Source organism: Aliisedimentitalea scapharcae (genome assembly GCF_045277565.1).
In the GTDB taxonomy this organism is placed as follows: Bacteria; Pseudomonadota; Alphaproteobacteria; order Rhodobacterales; family Rhodobacteraceae; genus Aliisedimentitalea; species Aliisedimentitalea scapharcae.
In genome coordinates, this window is the sequence record NZ_CP123584.1 from 1,373,423 (window position 1) to 1,393,032 (window position 19,610).

General features: G+C 56.6%; 14 protein-coding genes and 1 tRNA gene. 7 read left to right on the forward strand and 8 right to left on the reverse strand.

The genetic code is table 11. The features are described 5' to 3' along the window. Positions 1–46: 46 nt before the first annotated feature. The 4 genes from QEZ52_RS06470 to QEZ52_RS06485 form a co-directional block, all read right to left on the reverse strand. On the reverse strand, positions 47–1,111 hold the full coding sequence (locus QEZ52_RS06470) for an ABC transporter ATP-binding protein (protein ID WP_406648730.1): 1,065 nt from the start codon (positions 1,109–1,111) through the stop codon (positions 47–49). After that, positions 1,108–1,899 (reverse strand): ABC transporter permease, encoded by a 792-nt coding sequence (locus QEZ52_RS06475; RefSeq protein WP_406648732.1) that lies wholly within the window; start codon positions 1,897–1,899, stop codon positions 1,108–1,110. The genes QEZ52_RS06470 and QEZ52_RS06475 overlap by 4 nt, the downstream gene beginning before the upstream one ends. A 1-nt stretch (position 1,900) precedes the next feature. Continuing rightward, entirely contained in the window at positions 1,901–2,755 is an 855-nt protein-coding gene (locus tag QEZ52_RS06480) for an ABC transporter permease (RefSeq protein ID WP_406648736.1), read from the reverse strand. Positions 2,756–2,865: 110 nt separating this feature from the next. Next, entirely contained in the window at positions 2,866–3,915 is a 1,050-nt protein-coding gene (locus QEZ52_RS06485; RefSeq protein WP_406648737.1) for a spermidine/putrescine ABC transporter substrate-binding protein, read from the reverse strand. A gap of 194 nt (positions 3,916–4,109) precedes the next feature. On the opposite strand from QEZ52_RS06485, the gene QEZ52_RS06490 reads away from it, so the two are divergent. Together QEZ52_RS06490 and QEZ52_RS06495 are read left to right on the forward strand one after the other, a co-directional pair. Continuing rightward, positions 4,110–5,042 (forward strand): GntR family transcriptional regulator, encoded by a 933-nt coding sequence (locus QEZ52_RS06490; RefSeq protein WP_406648738.1) that lies wholly within the window; start codon positions 4,110–4,112, stop codon positions 5,040–5,042. Beyond that, positions 5,039–6,325, forward strand: coding sequence for a nucleotide disphospho-sugar-binding domain-containing protein (locus QEZ52_RS06495; RefSeq protein WP_406648739.1), 1,287 nt, complete (start codon positions 5,039–5,041; stop codon positions 6,323–6,325). Before QEZ52_RS06490 ends, QEZ52_RS06495 begins: the two co-directional genes overlap by 4 nt. Before the next feature lie 10 nt (positions 6,326–6,335). Here the strand turns inward: QEZ52_RS06495 and QEZ52_RS06500 are convergent, their stop codons facing one another. The 4 genes from QEZ52_RS06500 to QEZ52_RS06515 form a co-directional block, all read right to left on the reverse strand. Further along, positions 6,336–7,052 carry a CbiX/SirB N-terminal domain-containing protein gene (locus tag QEZ52_RS06500; protein WP_406648740.1) on the reverse strand — a complete coding sequence of 239 codons (717 nt, stop codon included), beginning with the start codon at positions 7,050–7,052 and terminating at the stop codon, positions 6,336–6,338. Between the two features lie 177 nt (positions 7,053–7,229). Next, complete coding sequence (locus QEZ52_RS06505; RefSeq protein ID WP_406648742.1) at positions 7,230–8,138, reverse strand: LysR family transcriptional regulator; 909 nt, start codon at positions 8,136–8,138, stop codon at positions 7,230–7,232. 203 nt (positions 8,139–8,341) lie between these two features. Further along, positions 8,342–9,331 (reverse strand): AraC family transcriptional regulator ligand-binding domain-containing protein, encoded by a 990-nt coding sequence (locus QEZ52_RS06510; RefSeq protein ID WP_406648743.1) that lies wholly within the window; start codon positions 9,329–9,331, stop codon positions 8,342–8,344. A 264-nt stretch (positions 9,332–9,595) separates the two neighbouring features. Continuing rightward, positions 9,596–9,669: transfer RNA gene (locus tag QEZ52_RS06515), tRNA-Gly, on the reverse strand. Positions 9,670–9,879: 210 nt separating this feature from the next. Here QEZ52_RS06515 and QEZ52_RS06520 point away from each other — a divergent pair. From QEZ52_RS06520 to QEZ52_RS06540, 5 genes are all read left to right on the forward strand, one after another. Beyond that, the gene (locus QEZ52_RS06520; RefSeq protein ID WP_406648746.1) at positions 9,880–11,307 is read left to right on the forward strand and encodes a DUF6880 family protein; all 1,428 of its coding nucleotides are present in this window, start codon (positions 9,880–9,882) and stop codon (positions 11,305–11,307) included. Positions 11,308–11,545: 238 nt separating this feature from the next. After that, on the forward strand, positions 11,546–11,881 hold the full coding sequence (locus QEZ52_RS06525; RefSeq protein WP_406648747.1) for a cupin domain-containing protein: 336 nt from the start codon (positions 11,546–11,548) through the stop codon (positions 11,879–11,881). 640 nt (positions 11,882–12,521) lie between these two features. After that, entirely contained in the window at positions 12,522–16,331 is a 3,810-nt protein-coding gene (locus QEZ52_RS06530) for a non-ribosomal peptide synthetase (RefSeq protein ID WP_406648748.1), read from the forward strand. Between the two features lie 349 nt (positions 16,332–16,680). Then, entirely contained in the window at positions 16,681–18,414 is a 1,734-nt protein-coding gene (locus QEZ52_RS06535; RefSeq protein ID WP_406650355.1) for an ABC transporter substrate-binding protein, read from the forward strand. A 96-nt stretch (positions 18,415–18,510) separates the two neighbouring features. Next, entirely contained in the window at positions 18,511–19,575 is a 1,065-nt protein-coding gene (locus tag QEZ52_RS06540) for an ABC transporter ATP-binding protein (protein ID WP_406648749.1), read from the forward strand. Positions 19,576–19,610: the final 35 nt, after the last annotated feature.

The following is a 19,610-nucleotide window of genomic DNA, read 5'->3' on the forward strand; positions in this document are numbered from 1 at the left end:
CTGTTGTGTGCTCCGGCTGTTGCGGCCGGTTGGGTCGGGGCCGTGCTCAGACGGCAAAAACGCGGGTATCTTTGGCCGTCCAACTGACAGTGATCTGTTCGCCGATGGTCAGCGGCTGGCCTTCGGCGGCATCTGCGGTCAGGCGCACCATGACTGGATCTGGGGACAAGGGAGTGTTCAGATGTACCTGCAGATCCAGCCCGTGATAGGCCACGGCACTGACACGGCCGGTCAGGGTATTGTCGCCATCGCGCTGTCCCAGTCGCAGTCGTTCGGGGCGCACAGCGGCGACGGCCCGTTCCCCGTCGACGGTGTCATGATCCAGAGGTGCGGAAATTCGGGTGCCGTCCTGGGCCACCAACGCATCGCCCACCCGCTGGACCGGCAGGAAATTCATCACACCGATAAAGTCGGCGGCAAAGCGGCTTTGGGGGTGTTCATAGATTTCGTGCGGTGTGCCGCATTGCAGAAGTTTGCCGTCCTTTAGAATGGCAATCCGATCCGCCATCACCAGGGCTTCTTCCTGATCGTGGGTCACGATAATGAATGTAATGCCGAATTCATGCTGAATGCGTTTCAGTTCAAGCTGCATGTCACCCCGCAGCTTCTTGTCCAGTGCGCCCAGCGGTTCATCCAACAGCAGCAGCCGGGGCCGTTTGACCAACGCACGGGCCAGGGCGACCCGTTGACGTTGCCCCCCCGACAGTTGGTCGGGTTTGCGGTTGGCGAGCGGCGACAGCTGAATAACTTCCAGGATCTCATCGACCCGCTGTTTGATCTCGGGTTTGGGCAGCTTTTCCATCTCCAGCCCATAGGCGATGTTCTGGAACACCGTCATATGCGGAAACAGGGCATAGGACTGAAACATCAGGTTTACCGGGCGGTGGTTGGGGAGAATGTCGGAAATGTCCTGCCCATCCAGCAAAATGGACCCGGCGTTGGGTGTTTCAAATCCGGCCAGCATCCGCAGCAGGGTGGTCTTGCCGCTGCCCGAAGCCCCCAGCAGGGCAAAGAATTCGTTTTCGCGGATGTCCAGATCGATCCCGGCCACGGCTTTGATCGCGCCGAACCGCTTTTCTATGTTTCTGAGCGACAGCAAGGTCTGGGTCATTGTCCCGGAAGCCCTCCGCGGTTGAGACGTTGCGACAGGGCGAGCGCGATGACGGAAAATGTCATCACAAGAGTCGCCAATGCGTTGATTTCCGGTGTGACGCCAAAGCGGATCATGGCAAAGATCTGCATTGGCAAGGTGATTGAATCCCGACCGGCACCTGCGGTGAAAAAGGCGATGATGAATTCATCCACAGACAAGGTGAACGCCAGCAGCGCCCCAGCGATCACCGCGGGCAGCATCACCGGCAAAACCACCCGCCACAGAGTGATCGGGGTCGAAGCTCCCAGATCGACCGAGGCCTCGACAATCGACCAGTCGAACGTCTTGAGCCGTGCGCGGACGACGGAACAGACAAAGGCAAGGTTGAACACAACGTGGCTGACAATCACCGTGTGCAGACCCATGGTCACATTCAGCAAGGAAAAGAAACTGAGCAGTGCAATCGCCAGCACGATGTCGGGAATGATCATCGGGGCAAAGATGATGGTTTCGATGAAGCGCCCCTTGCGACGGCGGATTTCAACGCCGATGGCCAACAGGGTGCCCAGGATAGTGGCCAGAACAGTTGATACGACGGCTACAAAGAGCGTGTTCAACGCTGCACCGATGATTTCGTCGTTGGCAAAGAGCGCGCCATACCATTTGGTCGAAAATCCGGTCCATGCCGTCGGCAGGCCACCGTCATTGAACGACAGGGCAAACAGCACCGAAATCGGGATATAGAGAAAGGCAAAAACGGCCGAAAGGATCATCAGCATCAGGCGGCGATTGGCTTGACCGTGCATCTCAGCTGCCCTCCCCACGTGCGCCCGAGGCGCGTTCCGTGGCAAACGTCTGAAGCGTCAGCAACCCCATCATGATCGCGATCAGAAACATCGACAGTGCCGCGCCAAACGGCCAGTCGTTGGCGGTCAGAAATTGGGCATAGACCAGGTTGCCGATCATCTGGAATTGACCACCCCCCAACAAGGCGGGGGTTACGAAATTTCCGATCGACAAAACAAAAACAAAGACAAATCCGGTGGCGATCCCTGGAACAGTCATGGGCAGGGTCACCCGGCGAAACGTTGTCCACCCCGACCCGCCCAGATCGCGCGAGGCTTCGGTGATTTCGGGATTCAGCCGGGACAGCGGCGCATAACAGGCCAGAATGACAAACGGCAAATAGTTGTACACGAGCCCGATCACCACCGCGCTTTCGGTATACAGCATCTTGGGCAGTTCGCCTTCATAGCCAAATGTCTGAACCAGCGAAGCAATCAGCCCCTCGCGGTTCAGCAGCACGATCCAGGCATAGGTTCGCACCAGATAGTTTGACCAGAACGGCAGAACCGCAAAGAACAGCAGGATTGGTTGGCGCCTGGCGGGCGCAGCAGCTATCGCATAGGCCGCAGCATACCCGACAACAACCGCGATCCCGGCTGACAGCCCGGCGATCCAGGCGGATTTCAGGAATATCCCGGCATAGAGCGGATCAAAAACCAGCCAGATATTTTCCAGCGTAAACGTGTATTCGATGCCGCCATAAATGCCCCGCCGAAAGAACGCCAAGGCCAGAATCAGCAGGCAGGGGATCACCATCAGGCCGGTCAGCCATGCCAGGGCCGGGGACATCAGGTACAGGGACTTGCGGTCAGTCATCAGGGGCTCGTCACACGGACGCAGGCGATCAGATCACCCGGTCAACTTGATTGGAAAAGGCGGCCCGACGCCATTCAAGCACCGGGCCAAGTATCCCACTGGGATCGGGATCAGTTGGCGGCCTTGATTTCAGACACGGCGCGGGAATAGGCCCGGGTTGCCTCGCCCACATCGCGCAGCTGTTCGTATCCGACCAGCGTATCCGGGGTCAGACCCATATTCGGAAAACTGGCAATGAAATCGGCGGACAGGGCTGACATGGCCGGCTCGTTTGGCACCTTGTACAGGATGTTTTCCGCTGCCCAACCGTGGTTCTTGGCATCCAGAATGAAATCCACGAACGCATAGGCCGCGTCCTTGTTTTCCGAATTCTTAAGGATCACCATGGTGTCGACCCACAGATCCGAACCCTCATTCGGGATCACATATTTGATGTCGGCGTTTTCCCCGATGCCATAGTTGCACCAGCCATCCCAAGCGTGGACCAATTCCGCCTCGCCCGACACCAGTTTGGCGTAAAAGGTGGTATCGTCATAGGCCAGCAACGTCTTCTTGGCTTGGATCAGCAGGTCGCGGACTTCGTTCAGCTTGTCGCCATCGGTTTCATTCACCGAATACCCTTTGGCCAACTGACCGGCAGCCAGCAGCCAGCGGTCGGTGGCGAGCATGGTTGTCTTGCCGTTCAGGTCGTCGCTGGGATCCAGCAAGTCCATCCAGCTGTCGGGGGTATCGGCCACCAGGTCGGACCGATAGCACAATCCGGTCGTCCCCCAGGCATAGGGAACCGAAAACATGTTGCCGGGATCATGCTCCAGTTTGGTCGCCTGATCATAAAGGTTCGCCATGTTGGGGATCTTGGCGTGGTCCAGGTCCTCGGCCAGTCCAAGATTATGGAGCACTTCGGCAAAAGGGGACGACACAAAGACGACGTCATATCCCTTGCCCTTGGAGGCAATCAGCTTGCCCATGATCTCTTCGTTGGTGCCATGCAGAACCAATTCGGCACTGTTGCCGCTGGCCGCGTTAAAGCTGTCGATGGCATCGGGGGCCATATAGCCATCCCAGTTGGACACCACCAACCCGTCGGCGGCCAAGGTGCTGGCGCTGAACGTCAGGCACAGACCCACTGCGGTGAGCGTTTTCGGGACCTTTCGAAACATTCCAATTCTCCTCGTTTCCTGTTGGATGCCGCATGTCCACGGGACCTGCGGTTTTTGGTTTTGTTCCAAGCGGCTGTTGTTCGCCGCACTGCAATCTAGTATTAATGAAAGAAAAAGTACGTCAAACTGTATTCGTTGTTCTTTTTTGACTTGGTCACTTTGCGGGCCTTGTTGTGCCTGAAGGGAGTCGGGAGATGTCAGAGATTAGGCGCAATGCTCGGCAAAGCCATATCGCTCTCGCCAAGCAGGTGTTGAGTATCGCGTTGGAGCGGGGCATGAGGCGCGGTGATCACTTGCCGGAGCAGGCGTTTTCCGAGGCTTGCGGTGTGTCGCGAACGCCAATTCGATCTGCATTTAAGATGTTGGAGAGAAATGATATTTTGGAGTGGCGTCAGGAAGAGGGATTCTTTCTGGCTGTGGATGCGGCGGACCAGGCTTCCAGGGCCTTGGAGGCATTTGAGGAGGCGGAGGATTCGTTGGCGCGACGGATCCTTTCGGATCGGGCGGATCGGCGCATTGAGGATGTGCAATCAGTGAGTGCTTTGGTGCGGCGGTATGGTGTGTCACGCAACTCGGTACTACTTGCGCTAAAAATACTATCTCAAGATGGAATTGTTACGCAATTGCCGGGGCGGGCCTGGGCCTTTCAGCCCATGATCGATTCGCCCAAATCTGTCGATGAAAGCTTTGACTTCCGTCTGTCCATGGAGCCACAGGCCATCATGGCACCGGGATTTTCGCTGGATATCAAGCGGGCCGGGTTGCTGAGAACACAGATCGACGATTTCCTGCGTGCTGGCGAAGAGCGTCTGACCACGGGTGGATTTCGCCGTATCGACACTGAATTTCACAGCCTCATCGCGCAAAGTTCAGGGAATCGGTTTGTGCGCGGCGCTCTGTTGGCGCATCACCGATTGCGCAAGGCATCCCGACGCAGTACGTCGATGCCGAGTTTTCGCATGAGACAGGCCATGATCGAACACCTGGAAATTCTGGACAGCCTGGAACGCAACCAATTCGACCTGGCTGCTGACCAAATGGTGGTGCATCTGCGCCGCTCGCGCATTCGACGGCCCGAGGCAGCGAACCGGGGTATCCCGCCTTTGACAAGAGGGCCACGCGCGTGACTGTTTCGCCCACCATTGCCCTGTTCCCCGAAGCCGGTTTCGGTGCGGGGCTGAACTGTGTTGGCATTGCCCAGGAACTGCGGCACCAGGGGGCCAATCCCGTGTTCATCTGCCACCCGGGGTTTACCGGTGTCTTTGCCGAATACGGGTTCAAGGAATACCACCTGCCGCAAAGGCTCAAGAATAGCGCCGAGGCGGTAGAAGACTATTGGCAAGGCTTTATCACGACGCATCTGCCGCATTTCAACCTGACACCGTTGGAGCAATTGCCGACCTATGTTGCCCCCACATGGGAGGCTATCGTCGATACGGCGATTGCGGTCGAAAACGATCTGGGCGCGCTTCTGGACCGGATCAAACCCGATGCCGTCCTGCTGGACAATGTCATCATGTTCCCAGCCATCGCCAAGGCGGGGTGCCCCTGGGTGCGGATCGTCTCCTGTGCGGAAACCGAGATCCCCGATCCAGCTGTGCCACCCTATTTATCTGGGCTGGATGGTGACGACGCCACAGGTCGCGTGGCGTTCAAGAAAGCCTATGATCGGCACACCCGCACGTCGCATGCACGCTATAACGAATTTCGCAAGAAACGTGGCGCGGCGGCGCTGCCCCCTGGTCTGTTTCTGGAGCCGTCACCGTCGCTGAACCTGTTGCTGGCACCCACCGCAGTGCGCCATGACAGGGAAAACCAGTTGTCCGCAGAGCAATTCGTTTTCCTGGAAGGATGTGTGCGGCAAGAGGCTCCCTTCGAAATTCCCGACTTTCCGGTCAATGATGGTCCGATGATTTACATCAGCTTCGGGTCCCTTGGTGCCATAGATACCGATTTGATCCGTCGTATGATTGATGTCTTTGCCACAATTCCAGCGCGATTTCTGGTCAATGTTGGCGGGTTCGAAGATTCGTATGAACATATCCCCGACAACGTCCATCTGGGTAATTGGTTTCCGCAACCATCCGTCGTCGCCCAATCCGCGCTTTTCATCCACCATGGCGGCAACAACAGCTTTTGCGAGGCGTTGTTTCATGGGGTGCCCTCGCTGGTCATGCCGTATTGTTGGGATGGCCATGACAACGCGCGCCGCGCCGAAGTCAAAGGGGTTGGTCGCCGGTTTGATCGAGCCAATTGGACGGCGCGGTCCCTGCGGTCCGAAATTTTGTCTCTTTTGAATGATGACGACATGCGTGTGCGCCTCAAAGCCGTCTCACATCAGATGCAGCGCCATTCTGGGACGCAACGGGCCGCGCAATCGGTGTTGGATCTGGTCGCCAAAAACCGATAGCCACCCGGTTTCAGGTGTCGAATGCGCGGCGGAGCCCGGCCGCAATCAGGGCTGGAATTTCGGGCAATAGGCCAACAACAGGCAGCAGATCTCCGGCAAACCCCGCGTCCTGCAAAGCCTTGGTGATATCATTGCGAACGTGGTCGCCCTGTTGAGCAAAAAAGGGGAGACACAAGGTTTGGGTTCCGCATTTTCCTGCAGCATCTGTCACAAAGGGGCGTTGTTCGACAAATCCGACGGTTAGTCGTGTGGTGTTGGCGACAGCGGACAGGGCCTCGGCAAAGCCATAGGCGGCTTCGGCGGCCGAATTTCCGCGCGCCGATCCATGTGCAGCCAGCAATAGGTCAGTTTCCGACAGAACCCAGCCCCGTTTTTCGGCTTGGGCATGGAGAAACCGGGCCACCATCGCCGGCAGGTCCGGATCCGAACCCAGCGGGTCGGTTGTTCTGGTGGACCGCCCGGCCAGTCTTTTGGGCAGAACCTGATTTGTGAACCAACCTCGCGCCATAAAACAAGGATATACAAGCGCATCAGCGCCCGCCTGTTCACAGACCTGTTCCAGCCTCCCCGGCATCGCCAGTGTGGCAGACAGAACTCTTGTGTGCGGCAATTCCGCCTGAACCTGTTGGGTCAATTGACTCAGCGCTGCTTCGGCGGGGGCCGGGGCCGAGGGCTGACCATGTGCGACCAGGATCGCTGCGGGGCGTGTATCTGTAGGCGAGGGCAATTGGGTCTCCACGGGTTCGGATGCCTTGTGCAAATCGCAACCTAGGGCGCAGGGTGGGGGTTGGCAATCTTGTGCCAGAAAAGAATGCTCAGGGTGACGGGCAAAAATAAAAGACCCCCGTACCCAATCGGGCTACAGGGGTCTTTGGGGTCGCGTGAGGGGGGTGGACGGCTGGCTTCAGGTCCAGTTCTCTGGTCCCTTGTGAGAAAACTCCTGAACCAGAAAGTCGATAAACGCCCGTACCTTGGGCTGCAAAAAGCGTCCGGGCGGGTATACAGCATAAATCCCCTGCTTGGTTGGGGGCAGATCCGGCAACACCTTGACGACCTGTCCGCTCTTTAACGCATCCGAGTAAAGATAGCTGGGTAGATAAGCCAAGCCCAGGCCAGAGATGGCAGCATTCAACAAGGATTGCCCGTCGTTGATGCTAAGCGAGCCGGCGGTCCGGACCTGTCGGAACTCTCCCGAGGGAGAATTCAGCTTCCAGACACTGCCGCTAGATCCCTGTGAATAATGCAGCAATCGGTGGTTGTTTAGGTCTTCGATCCGCTGTGGTTGACCGTGCTGCTCCAGATACCTGGGGCTGGCCACGATCCGCCGGTTGGTTTCGGCCAGCTTGCGGGCTTGCATGGTGCTATCTTCCAACGCACCGATGCGAATGGCCAGATCGAAGTTCTCTGAAATCAATTCGACAAAGCGGTTATTCAGGACCATGTCGACTTTGATGTCTGGGTAATTCTGCATGAAATCACCAAGCGTTGGTGACAGATGTGAGACGCCGAAGTCCGTTGCGACACTGACCCGCAGCAACCCCGTCGGGCTGCGCTGCATGGCTGTGACCAAAGCATCTGCCTCGCCAGCGTCATTCAGCACACGTCGCGCCCGATCATAATAGGCCAATCCGATGTCGGTGGGGTTGACCCTGCGGGTGGTGCGGTTCAACAGCCGCGCGCCCAACCGATCTTCGAGGTTGGACACATGTTTGGACACCGCCGATTTCGACAGGCCCATCTTCTTGGCTGCATAGGTGAAACACCCCTGGTCAACCACATTGGCAAAAGCTTCCATTTCAGTCAGTCGGTCCATGTCATCCCCCCGAAATAAACCACAGAGCCGCTGTGCCGCTGGCATCGGTCTGTATCGGTCGTTACTCATGACCGTGAGATGGTCGGTTGAGGACCAAATGACATGTGATTTCCTGCCAAACACTTGGTATTTGCAGCCAAGCGCAGATCACCTGTGTCTTCACGAGGGGGGGCAAAGCCGCCAATGGGGCTTTTGGGTGCAGATCATGCAAAGCTGCTAGGGCTGGCTCCGGTCCAACGTTTGAAGGCCGTGGAGAAGGCTGCCTGATCCGAATAGTCCAGGAAAAAGGCCACCTCGGCAATGCTGAAGCCTCCTTTGAGATAGGTTTTGGCCAGGTCGCAGCGCAAGTCATCGACAATCCTGCGGAAGCTGAGCCCATTGTCCTTGAGCCGTCGGGCAAAGGTGCGTCGGCTCATCCCGACACTTGCGGCAACTTCGTCGGCGGGCGCGATCCTTCCTGGAAGGCTGGCAGCCAGAACGCCTTCGATCGAGGCGCGCAACGACGGAGGTGCAGAAGCGTGTTCCGCCAACAGCCGGTCCCCATATTGCACCAGGTGCTCCCGAAGGCTGGGTTCATAGGTGGGGATAGGCAACGACAATGTCGAAAGCGGAAGAATGATTTCGGGGGTTTCAGCTCCAAAAACGACAGGGAAGCCCGCCAGCTTCCTGATCTGATCGGCTTCGGCCTTTACGACGTGGTCAAACCGAATTTCGATCGGATAGAACGTGACCTGCGTGGTTGCCCGCATCCGGCAAAGGGCGGCGAACATCAGGTATTCCATGTATCTATGATAGCGGTAAAACGAAGGATTGGCCCGCTGAACCTTGACGGACGCTGAATTTCCACCAATGTCCAAAGTAAAGGAATGACCGGAATCGATGATATGGTGATAGCGTTGTGAATTCTCGATCGCGTTGCCCAGCGTTTGTGAATACTTGTTGATATAGCTGGTCAGCGTGCCGGTTTCCCCCAGGTTCAATCCTGCCCGCACCCCAAAAACCGGATCGCCCAGAATATCACAGGCGTTGCGAATAAAGAGGGCTTCGCCTTCGGGGTTTATCTTGTTGTCGTTGCCTCGGTATTTTTCTGGCAACCCGGCGCGGCGCAGGACTTCTTCAAGCGCGTTGCGATCGCTTGTTTGTTCTTGGAAAAACGCGATCAACTGCCCAAACCGTCCGGTACCTTGTGTCATGCTTCATCTCTCCCCCAACCCGCGCGCGTGGTGTAACCCGCATAAACGATGCAATTTGAATGTTAGCGCGGTAGCGGGATGATTTCCAAGAATGCATTGAATATCGCGGGGAGAGCAGCAGAGAGGTTTGGCTGGTGCCCCGATGACAGGCCGGTTCACGAACACAGGATCGTCAGCATTCAGATTGGCCTGATCGTGTCACCAACACAGACACACAGGGCATCCAGTGCAATCTAAGGTATTCAATTTTAAAGGGAAATTTTTTGGAGCGGGCGGCGGGAATCGAACCCGCGTCATTAGCTTGGAAGGCTAAGGTCTTACCACTACACAACGCCCGCTCATCTTTGCTCTTCCTATTCCAGCGTTTTTTTGAGGTCAAGGTCTCTCCTCAAATTGTTTTGCAGAAAGGTCGGGTCGGGGTCGGGTGTACCCAAAATGCGCGGATATTGGGGCATTGGGAGGATATCCAACCTGCATCCCAAGTCCGAAACCATGCGTCCAGTTACTGTTCGTCTTTCCTTCATCGGTTTCGGATGCCAAAACAGGGAATGTCGAAAAAGACCTTGAACCCATCCAACCTCGAAGCCCTGGGCGCAGAACGGCTGGCTGCACTGCTGATGGAAGTCAGCGCAGGCAGCGCCGACATCAAACGCCGCTTGCGGTTGGAGTTGAGTCATAATCTGGGTGCGACAGAGTTGGCCAGAGATGTGGCCAAACGGCTTGTGTCCATTCGGAAATCGACCAGCAGGATCAGTTGGCGAAAACGCAAGGCGTTGATCAAGGACCTGGAGACCCAAGTGGCGATGATCGTTGAAAAGATCGGGCCAGAGGATCCATCTGCCGCATTTGATCTATTGTGGCATTTCCTGGAAATCGCGCCATCTGTCCATGAGCGTGTGGATGACAGCCGGGGCGAAGTCGGCGATGTGTTTCGGGCTGCCATTCAGCAATTCGCGGATCTGGCACCGCGCGCGCTTCTTGATCCCGATGCCTTGGCGGATCGTGTATGGACGGTGGTTCAAGACAACGGTTATGGCGAATGGGATGGCATCATTCCCCTTATGGCTCCGGTGCTCGGGTCCTCTGGTTTGGCCCGGCTGAAGGCGCATGTCGAAGCATATGCGTCAAGCGCCGAGGATGACGGGGCCGAAGATCACGCTGCCATACAGTTCTTGCGTCAATTGCGCGGTGGGACCAGCTATGTGGCTGACCGCAAAGCCCGTTTCGTCAAATGGTGTCTGCAAGAGATCGCAACCGTCGCTGGGGATACGGATGCCTATATTGCCCAGTTTTCGGAGGCGGAGCTGGAACGCAAGGGCGTCGCAGCCGAGGTTGCCGTCTTATTGGTTGCACAGGGCAAGGCGAGCGACGCTTTGCAAGTATTGTTGAATGCGGATCAAGAGGGGCGGACGCAGGAACATGACGCCTGGGACGAGGCCTATATCGAATGCCTGATGGCGTTGGGGCGGGATGAGGACGCGCAGGAACATCGCTGGTCTTGCTTTGGTGCGTCTCTGAACCAGAAACATCTGCGCGCCTATCTCAGACGTCTGCCGGATTTTGATGATGTCGAAGCCGAAGAACAGGCCAAACAGATTGTTCTGGCGTTTCACAGCTTCTCCGCTGCGCTCGACTTTTTCCTCAAATGGCCGGACTTGCTGAGCGCGGCACAATTGGTTGATCAGCGTGCTGATGAAATCAACGGGGACCACTATGCGCTAATGGCACCTGCGGCCGAGTCCCTGCGGGCCAGACATCCGCTTGCAGCTGTCCTGCTTTGGCGGGCCATGATCACCTATGCGCTCGAACTGGGTCGTGCATCCAGATATGGTCATGCAGTGGATCATTTGCAGGATTGCACCGCTCTTGACGGCGAGATCGAGGACTATGGCCGGTTCCCGACCCACGCGGACTTTCTGCAAGGGTTGCGAGACAGGCATGCACATAAATCATCCTTCTGGTCAAAGATGTACTGACGTTCTCGGGGAGTGTCATTTGTCGTCAAACCTGAATGTTGCCCCCACCAGGTAGCTGTTCATCGCACGCATTGCGGGAGGCGGTGCCTGTCGGTCCTGCAACCGCCCACATTGGCCAGAGCAAGATTGAAAGAGCCGTCCAGAGAATCGCGAAGATTGCCAAATTCAAGTTGCCCTGTCAGTGTGTCGTGACATTTCACAGATCATTCACACATGCCAAAAGACAAAGGATACAATTATGGCTTTTCCCGATTTCGTCACAGCATTGCCCAGTATTGATGTGCCATTTCCAGAGGATGTCGTGCAAACAGCGGTTGTACAGTCGGACGCCGGTCTTGTGGCCTTCTTTACCTTCCTGAAGGATATGGAGCTGCCTATGCATTCTCATGGCGCGCAATGGGGCACCGTGGTCGAGGGAGAAATCGAGTTAACCATTGGCGGCGAGACAAAGATCTATAGACCCGGCGATAGTTACTCGATTCCATCAGGAGTCGAACACGGCGCAAAGATCAAGGCGGGGGCCCGCGTTATAGACGTTTTTGAAGAAGCAGACCGATATCCGATCAAAGGGTGAGGACGACGGCAAACTCATGGCGTGCCAGGGGTTTGTGTTGACCTTGGGCAGTTCTGGATTGTTCAGTGTATCAAACGGTTGGATGAACGATAGCGTGGGTTGCTGTCCGCGATGACCCAGCATGAGCACGCGGTTCGCTGACCGCCTGCAAGGCGAGGCTCTGATCGATCTGGGCAATGTTCCCGAATTCGTATCAGGGAGACTGGCCCGGAGGTTCTACGCCTGTTTATGCAACGCCATGTGCCTATACGTGGCTTGCACCCAGTTGAACGGGTGACAAAGCGTTTTGGATTGACCCGGTGTTGACGCACCCGGGGCGTTACATGCATTTGGCGATAGTCCGCGGCATGTATTTTCAAGCCGACTTTGTCACCGCCAATCGCCGCTCAGGGATGAGAGGCGCGTCTGACGTTGGTCCCCGTACAGCCCCAGATCCTGTCGGCGCATTTTCTGCTGCTGATCGGTGTTGGAGCGGCGATGGGAAATACCTGGGAAAAGTCGCTCCACGCCCGGTCTTTACGCATCTATCACTCTTTTCGAAGTCCCTCCAGTCGATCTATGATTTGCCGTCGGGATGCGCTGTCTTGAGCTTCATTCCAAAGCGCCGAAATCAAAACACATGCTTGCCAAGGGGAAACAAATGACAACGAACGGGCAGGCTTCTTTTGGTCAAATTGCGATTTGGGGCGATGTTCAGGTTCTCACGGATGCGCCGGTTCATAATCTTGTTTGGGAAGTTGAAATTCAGGCGCACATCAGCGCTGCGGCGATGGCCGAGAAATTGTCCAAGGCCTTGTCGCGGGTTGTGCGTCGCCAACAGGGTTTGCAGTCGGTCTTTGCAGCCATACCAGGTGGCGTGTCCAGCATCCGCAGCGGGACCGAAACTGTGAGGATCGAGGTTGTGGACGCGACCACGCAGTCCCGGGAATGCGACCGTAAAAGGGATCTGGAATTTGGGATGGCCGCCTTTGATCTTGGGGCCGGACCGCTCTATCGGTTTCGTCTCGAACACAGGCGCGATGCTACGTTCAGGCTGGTGTGCGCCTTCCACCACATGATTATTGATGGGCTGACCTGGACCGTTTTTCTGGAGGACCTTCGGGACGCTTTGACCCAAACTCCCTCCGAGCCTTTGAGCGTGTCGTATCAGGATTTTTGCGAGGCACAGCATAAGGATGCACAAAGCGAAGCCTTTGCCCCATCAATCGCCTACTGGCAGGAGAAAACCGCGTCACCAGGAGCAACATGGGATTTGCCTGGGGACAGGTCCGCGAACAGTGCACACAGCGCAGCAGGAGGCGTTTTGCAGGCCGTTGTGCCGCTCCGTGTCTGTCAATTGTTGGTCAAAAGATCTGCGGAACTGGGCCTAAGCCCATTTCGGCTTGCCTTTGCAGCGTTCTCCGAATGGGCATCCCGGATATCACGACAACAGGACGTCATGATTGCCACAACGCTGGGGCCTTTGCCAACGAACGGTTTCAAGGGTGTCATTGGGTTGTTTGGTACTGTGCATCATATCGAATCTGTTCGGACATCTGAGACCACCTTTTGTGATCTGGCCAATGGTGTCAGTCGTCAGATCAAGCTCTCTCAACGGCATCAGGCGGTTGCGCTGAGAACCGCATTCGAAGCCGCCAACGGGTCCATGAACCGCCGGTCTGGCTATGTGGCACCACCGGCCGCTTTCACCCGGCTCCCTTCGCGTCGAACTTTTGAAACACAGGATATGATTTTTGGCGAAAAACGGGTTTTTCTGCCGGTCGCGAACCGGGATCTGGGAGTCTATTTTCAGGACGTGGGGGAAAGCTTTGAACTGACGTGGGTCTATCGGGAGGCCCGCTTTGATCGGTCCTGGATTGAAAGAGCCGCGCGTCAGTTTGAACATATTCTGGAACAAGGTTTGAGTGACCCGGACCAGAAACTGTCTGCCCTGGCGACCACGCCCCCCGCAGAGCGCGCCGAGATATTGCGCCATGCCATTGGCGAACCGGCCGATGCGCCGACGGACACGCCGTTACATCGGTTGATCGAACGCCAGGCACAGAAAACCCCCAAGGCAACAGCGGTCGTCTGTGAGGCTGAACGGCTCACTTATTCCGAAGTTGACACCAAGGCGAATTACATCGCGCATCGTCTGACGGCATCCGGTGTCAAACGCGGAGATCTGGTGCCGATGGTGATGGCATCGTCGCCCGAGATGCTATTGACCGAACTTGCCGTTCTCAAGATTGGCGGGGTGTTCGTTCCCTTGGATTCGGGGTGGCCCAAATCCAGGGTGCTGGCAGTTGTGAACCAGATCCAGACCAACGTCATTGTGACACGGATCCAGGATCGCGCCGCGTTGGCGTATCTGGATGTCCCGACCGTCGAATTGCCTGCGCCGTCCGAAATCTTGCAGCTTGACCAGTGTTCCGACGGTGTGGACATCGGGGCGGACGACCCGGTGTATTGCCTGTTCACCTCTGGATCGACCGGTCGGCCCAAGGGAGCAATCAATACCAACCAGGGTGTTGTGAACCGGATTCAATTCATGCTCGACCGGTTTTGCTCGGGCTTTGATCCCAAGGTTCTGGCAACCTCCGGGACAACAGCCGATACCTTGGTCTGGCAGTATTTCTTTCCTCTGTGCTGTGGCGGTACATGCGTCATCGCACAACCCGAAGTGTTGATTTCTCCAGACCAAACAGCCGAAATTTGCCGGAAAGAGCAGGTGACGTTGCTGGATTATGTGCCGTCTGTGTTCAACGAGATTGCAAATCGGGCCGACAATGACCCCGGTTTTGGCGACGCTCTGGCATCGGTCCGCACGATTTTGATTGGCGGCGAGGCCATGCAACCGGAACCCGTAAACCGATTTCGCGCGCGGTTCCCAGGAATTTCTATTTACAATTCTTACGGTCCAACCGAGGCGGCCATCAGCGCCGTCGTACATCGCATAGATGAGAACATCACCGCGCCTGTGCCGATCGGCCGCCCGATTCCCAACGTGACAGCGGTTGTTCTGGATGACTTTGGCGATATCGCGCCCTTTGATCACATCGGAGAACTGTACCTGGGAGGCGTATGTGCCGGTTTGGGGTATCTGGGAGACCCTGGGAAAACGACTCACAGTTTTGTACAGCTTCCAAAGGTTGGCCTGGGTCGTTTCTATCGGACCGGGGATACGGCCTGGATGCGTGGGGATGGTCTCCTGATGACGACGGGTCGGTTCGACAATCAGATCGCGCTCAACGGAACACGCATAGAGCCTGGCGAGATTGAAGCCGCCCTGATGACCCATCCTGATATCGTTGAGGCGGTTGCCGTGCTGCAAAACAATCCTGAAAGGCCGCACCCGTATCTGGCGGTTCTGGTGGTGGCGGAGCCGGACGTGACAGTGACGGCGACGCAATTGCGGGATTTTCTGGCGGATCGCGTTCCTCGCAACATGCTTCCGGGTGCCTATTATTCGGTTGGTGCCCTGCCGCGTGGTGCATCCGGGAAAATCGACCGATCAGCGGCGACCAATTGTCCAGACGCCGTGCAGCTGCACATACGATGCACGAACCAGAGGCCGCTGAATGAACTGGAAACCACCATCGTCGATATCTGGAAAACGGTTCTAGCGTTTGACGGTATTGGGGGGGAGGATAATTTCTTTCTCGATCTTGCCGGCGATTCACTGACTGCATTGAAATGCCATATGCTGTTGGAAGAGGCGTTGAACAGGAAGCTGAGCCTGCAGGATTTTTTCCGACATGCGACTCCGATTTCGTTGGCGCAGGCAGTGTCGAACCTGCAAACGCCCGCTGAAACACCCCCCGAGCTGCCCCGATTCCAAGCCATTCAATCCAAATTGCAGCCATTTCTGAAAACGTGGCAGGGCGAACAAAGCCGCGCGGACTCGCTTTTGTTCACCTTGAACGCTGCCGGGCGCGGAAAACATCTGTTCTGGTGCTTCCAGGGGTTCAACGAACTAAAGCAGCTGGCCGATCATCTTGGTCCGGAGCATCCGGTCACTGGTATGCGATCAGGGCATCTTGTGTTTGATTACGCTCAACCTGATGTTCAGGCGCTGTCCGTGCATTATGCCTATGAAATCGATGCTCTCAAACCTGAGGGCTGTCTGACGATCGGGGGCAATTGCCAGGCCACAGTCATCGTCCGCGAGGTGGTGCGCCAACTCAGGGCAAAAGGTCGTGTGGTTGATTTGACCATTTTTATGGAGGACACGGATTTTTCCCGCCATCTCGGTTCAGCTGCGTTATTATATGGACGTGACAGTCATCTTAACCCCTTTTCTCATGGGGCGGACCCGTCTGCCTGGTTCAACAACCTTTATCCAGATGGCTTTACGTCTCATACAATTCCAGGCGGGCATGCACAGTTCTTTACAGATCAGAACATTGTCGGTTTGTCGTCAGTGATCAGGGGGTTGCTGAAAAGAGAGGTTTCGGCGGCAGACCCGTGAGACAGGGGCGGGATTGCTGAATATCAGTCACAACAACGGTGCCGCCGCAAACGTCCGGGGCTGGTCAAACAAGAATGCGGTTGGCAGCGCTATGGCCCTCTTGTGGGTGTTCGGGCCAGATTGGCGCTCGAGCGATAACTGGCTGTGTGACCTGTTTCTATCGAACGCAAGCGGTCCGCCCGCGGGTTCATGATTGCCATGTGACAGGTCGCGAGCGCCGTGTTGTAGTTTGAATTCAAACGGAAATTTATCTACTAATTTTATAGTTTGACAGGGTGCCATTTCTGGGACTACCGTCTAGGTGGCCGACAATTGTCGGTACAAATAATAATCTTTGGGAGGAGACATGATGCGTAAGTATCTGCTCTCCGCGACTGCGGCCGTTGCCGTCATCGCGGGGTCGGGGACTGCTTTTGCCGATACGGCAGCAGCCCAGAAATGGATTGACCAAGAATTTCAACCATCCACGCTCAACAAAGACGAACAGATGTCTGAGATGGAATGGTTCATCCAGGCGGCCGCACCGTTTGCAGGCATGGAGATCAACGTCCTGTCGGAAGGCATCCCGACCCACGGGTATGAGTCGGAAGTCCTGACCAAGGCGTTCGAGGAAATCACCGGGATCAAGGTGAACCATCAGATCCTTGGCGAAGGCGAAGTGGTGCAGGCTGTGCAAACACAGATGCAGACCCAGCGCAATCTCTATGACGGCTACGTCAATGACAGCGATCTGATCGGCACCCATTCGCGGTTGCAACTGGCCTATAACCTGACCGAACAGATGGCGGGCGAATGGTCTGGCACCACATCTCCGACACTGGATCTGGATGACTTTATGGGTATCCAGTTCACCACGGGCCCGGATGGCAATCTGTACCAGCTGCCTGACCAGCAGTTTGCGAACCTCTACTGGTTCCGCAAGGACTGGTTCGACAATGAGGACAACAAAGCTGCGTTCAAGGCCAAATATGGCTATGAACTGGGTGTTCCGGTCAACTGGTCGGCCTACGAAGACATTGCCGATTTCTTCAGCAACGATGTGAAAGAAGTCGATGGCGTCGCGATTTATGGCCATATGGATTACGGCAAACGCGCCCCGGATCTGGGCTGGCGGATGACCGATGCCTGGCTGTCGATGGCGGGCACCGGGTCCAAAGGGGAACCAAACGGTGTTCCGATCGACGAATGGGGCATCCGAATGGAAGCTGGGTCGTGCAACCCGGCAGGTGCGTCCGTGTCACGCGGTGGTGCTGCAAATGGCCCGGCTGCGGTTTATGCGATCCGCAAATGGGATGAATGGTTGCGCGCCTATGCACCTCCCGGGGCTGCGTCCTATGACTTTTACCAGTCGCTGCCCGCATTGGCGCAGGGCAATGTGGCCCAGCAGATCTTCTGGTACACGGCCTTTACTGCAGACATGGTCAAGCCACAGTCCGAAGGCAACAACACGGTCGACGGTGACGGCAACCCGCTGTGGCGGATGGCACCCAGCCCGCATGGACCTTATTGGGAAGAAGGTCAGAAGGTTGGTTATCAGGACGTTGGGTCCTGGACATTCCTCAAATCCACCCCGACCGATCGCGCTCAGGCGGCTTGGCTTTACGCGCAATTCGTAACGTCCAAGACAGTCGATGTGAAGAAAAGCCACGTTGGCCTGACCTTCATGCGTGACAGCACCGTCAACCACGCCAGCTTTACCGAGCGTGCTCCAAAGCTGGGTGGCCTGGTTGAATTCTATCGCTCGCCGGACCGTGTGGCATGGTCGCCAACCGGCATCAACGTGCCCGACTATCCCAAGCTGGCACAGATCTGGTGGCAACAGATTGGCGATGTGAACTCTGGTGCCTTTACCCCCCAAGAAGCGATGGATCGTCTCGCCGGTGAAATGGACATCACCATGGCCCGTATGCAGGCCGCCGATGAGGCCGCCAATGTTTATGGTGGCTGCGGACCCCGTCTGAACGAGGAAAAAGACCCCTCGGAATGGTTGGGCAAAGGTGGTGCCAAGGCAAAGCTGGAAAACGAAAAACCGCAGGGCGAGACCGTCAACTATGATGATCTGGTCGCGCGCTGGAACCAGTAACAAGACCGTTGCACTGGCCCTTTTGCTGGGGGGCCAGTGTTTGGCCGAAACCGTCTTCCTGGGTTTCGGCCAGCCTTACCGGGGCAAGGGAATACGATGACAATTGAGTTAAGAAACGCCACCAAGGTGGTGCGTGGGATCACCCATATCAAGCCAACATCGCTGGTTTTGGAGACGGGGCATTTCAATGTCCTGCTTGGTCAGACCGGCGCGGGCAAGACATCCTTGATCAAACTGATGGCCGGGCTGGATCCGCTGGCCTCGGGGCGGATCCTGATGGCAGGACAGGATGTTTCAAAGCTGTCGACACAAAAGCGCAATATCAGCCTCGTGCACCAGTTCTTTGTCAACTACCCGCATATGACCGTGTTTGAAAACATCGCCTCCCCTTTGCGGGTTGCAGGTATGGCAAAATCCGAAATTTCCGACCGTGTGCAGGAAGCTGCGGATATCCTGCAACTGGGACCGATGCTCAAACGGCGCCCCCAGGAGCTGTCAGGCGGACAACAACAGCGGTGCGCGTTGGCGCGTGCCATTGCCAAGGAAAGCCAGGCGGTCTTTCTGGACGAACCGCTTGCCAATCTTGACTACAAGTTGCGCGAAGAGCTGCGCGAACAATTGCCCGAGCTGTTTGCAGGACGCGGGGCAGTGGTGGTCTATGCCACGTCCGAGCCGGAAGAAGCGTTGCTTTTGGGCGGCCGGACCGCGTTGATGCATGACGGAGCCGTGACCCAGTTTGGCGCTACAACGGACATTTATCGCAACCCCGAAAACCTCACTGCGGCGCGCGTCTTTTCCGATCCACCCATCAATGCCGCCGAAATTACCAAGACCGGAACACAGGCGCACCTGAGGACGGGGGTGACCTGGACGTTGACCGGGGCTGCCGCGGCGCTGACAGATGGCCAATACACCGTTGCCATCCGTCCGCACCATGTCACACCGGTCGCGGCGTCCGCCAGTGACGTGGCCTTGAACGGCATTGTGCAGGTGACAGAATTGTCGGGGTCGGACTCCAGCGCTCATTTTCAGATGGGCAGCGACGGTTGGGTATCCTTGGCCCACGGCGTCCACCCGTATCAGGTCGGTGAAGATCACCGGTTTTACATGGACGCCAGCAAGGCCTTTTTCTTTGCCCCGGATGGGAGCCTGGCAGCATGAGCCGTTTGACCAATAGAGCCCGGATATCGCGGGTC

Coding starts and splice junctions, on each gene's coding strand:
- QEZ52_RS06470 (WP_406648730.1), bottom strand. CDS start 1,111: ATGACCCAGACCTTGCTGTCGCTCAGAAACATAGAAAAGCGGTTCGGC.
- QEZ52_RS06475 (WP_406648732.1), bottom strand. CDS start 1,899: ATGCACGGTCAAGCCAATCGCCGCCTGATGCTGATGATCCTTTCGGCC.
- QEZ52_RS06480 (WP_406648736.1), bottom strand. CDS start 2,755: ATGACTGACCGCAAGTCCCTGTACCTGATGTCCCCGGCCCTGGCATGG.
- QEZ52_RS06485 (WP_406648737.1), bottom strand. CDS start 3,915: ATGTTTCGAAAGGTCCCGAAAACGCTCACCGCAGTGGGTCTGTGCCTG.
- QEZ52_RS06490 (WP_406648738.1), top strand. CDS start 4,110: ATGTCAGAGATTAGGCGCAATGCTCGGCAAAGCCATATCGCTCTCGCC.
- QEZ52_RS06505 (WP_406648742.1), bottom strand. CDS start 8,138: ATGGACCGACTGACTGAAATGGAAGCTTTTGCCAATGTGGTTGACCAG.
- QEZ52_RS06510 (WP_406648743.1), bottom strand. CDS start 9,331: ATGACACAAGGTACCGGACGGTTTGGGCAGTTGATCGCGTTTTTCCAA.
- QEZ52_RS06520 (WP_406648746.1), top strand. CDS start 9,880: ATGTCGAAAAAGACCTTGAACCCATCCAACCTCGAAGCCCTGGGCGCA.
- QEZ52_RS06525 (WP_406648747.1), top strand. CDS start 11,546: ATGGCTTTTCCCGATTTCGTCACAGCATTGCCCAGTATTGATGTGCCA.
- QEZ52_RS06530 (WP_406648748.1), top strand. CDS start 12,522: ATGACAACGAACGGGCAGGCTTCTTTTGGTCAAATTGCGATTTGGGGC.
- QEZ52_RS06535 (WP_406650355.1), top strand. CDS start 16,681: ATGCGTAAGTATCTGCTCTCCGCGACTGCGGCCGTTGCCGTCATCGCG.
- QEZ52_RS06540 (WP_406648749.1), top strand. CDS start 18,511: ATGACAATTGAGTTAAGAAACGCCACCAAGGTGGTGCGTGGGATCACC.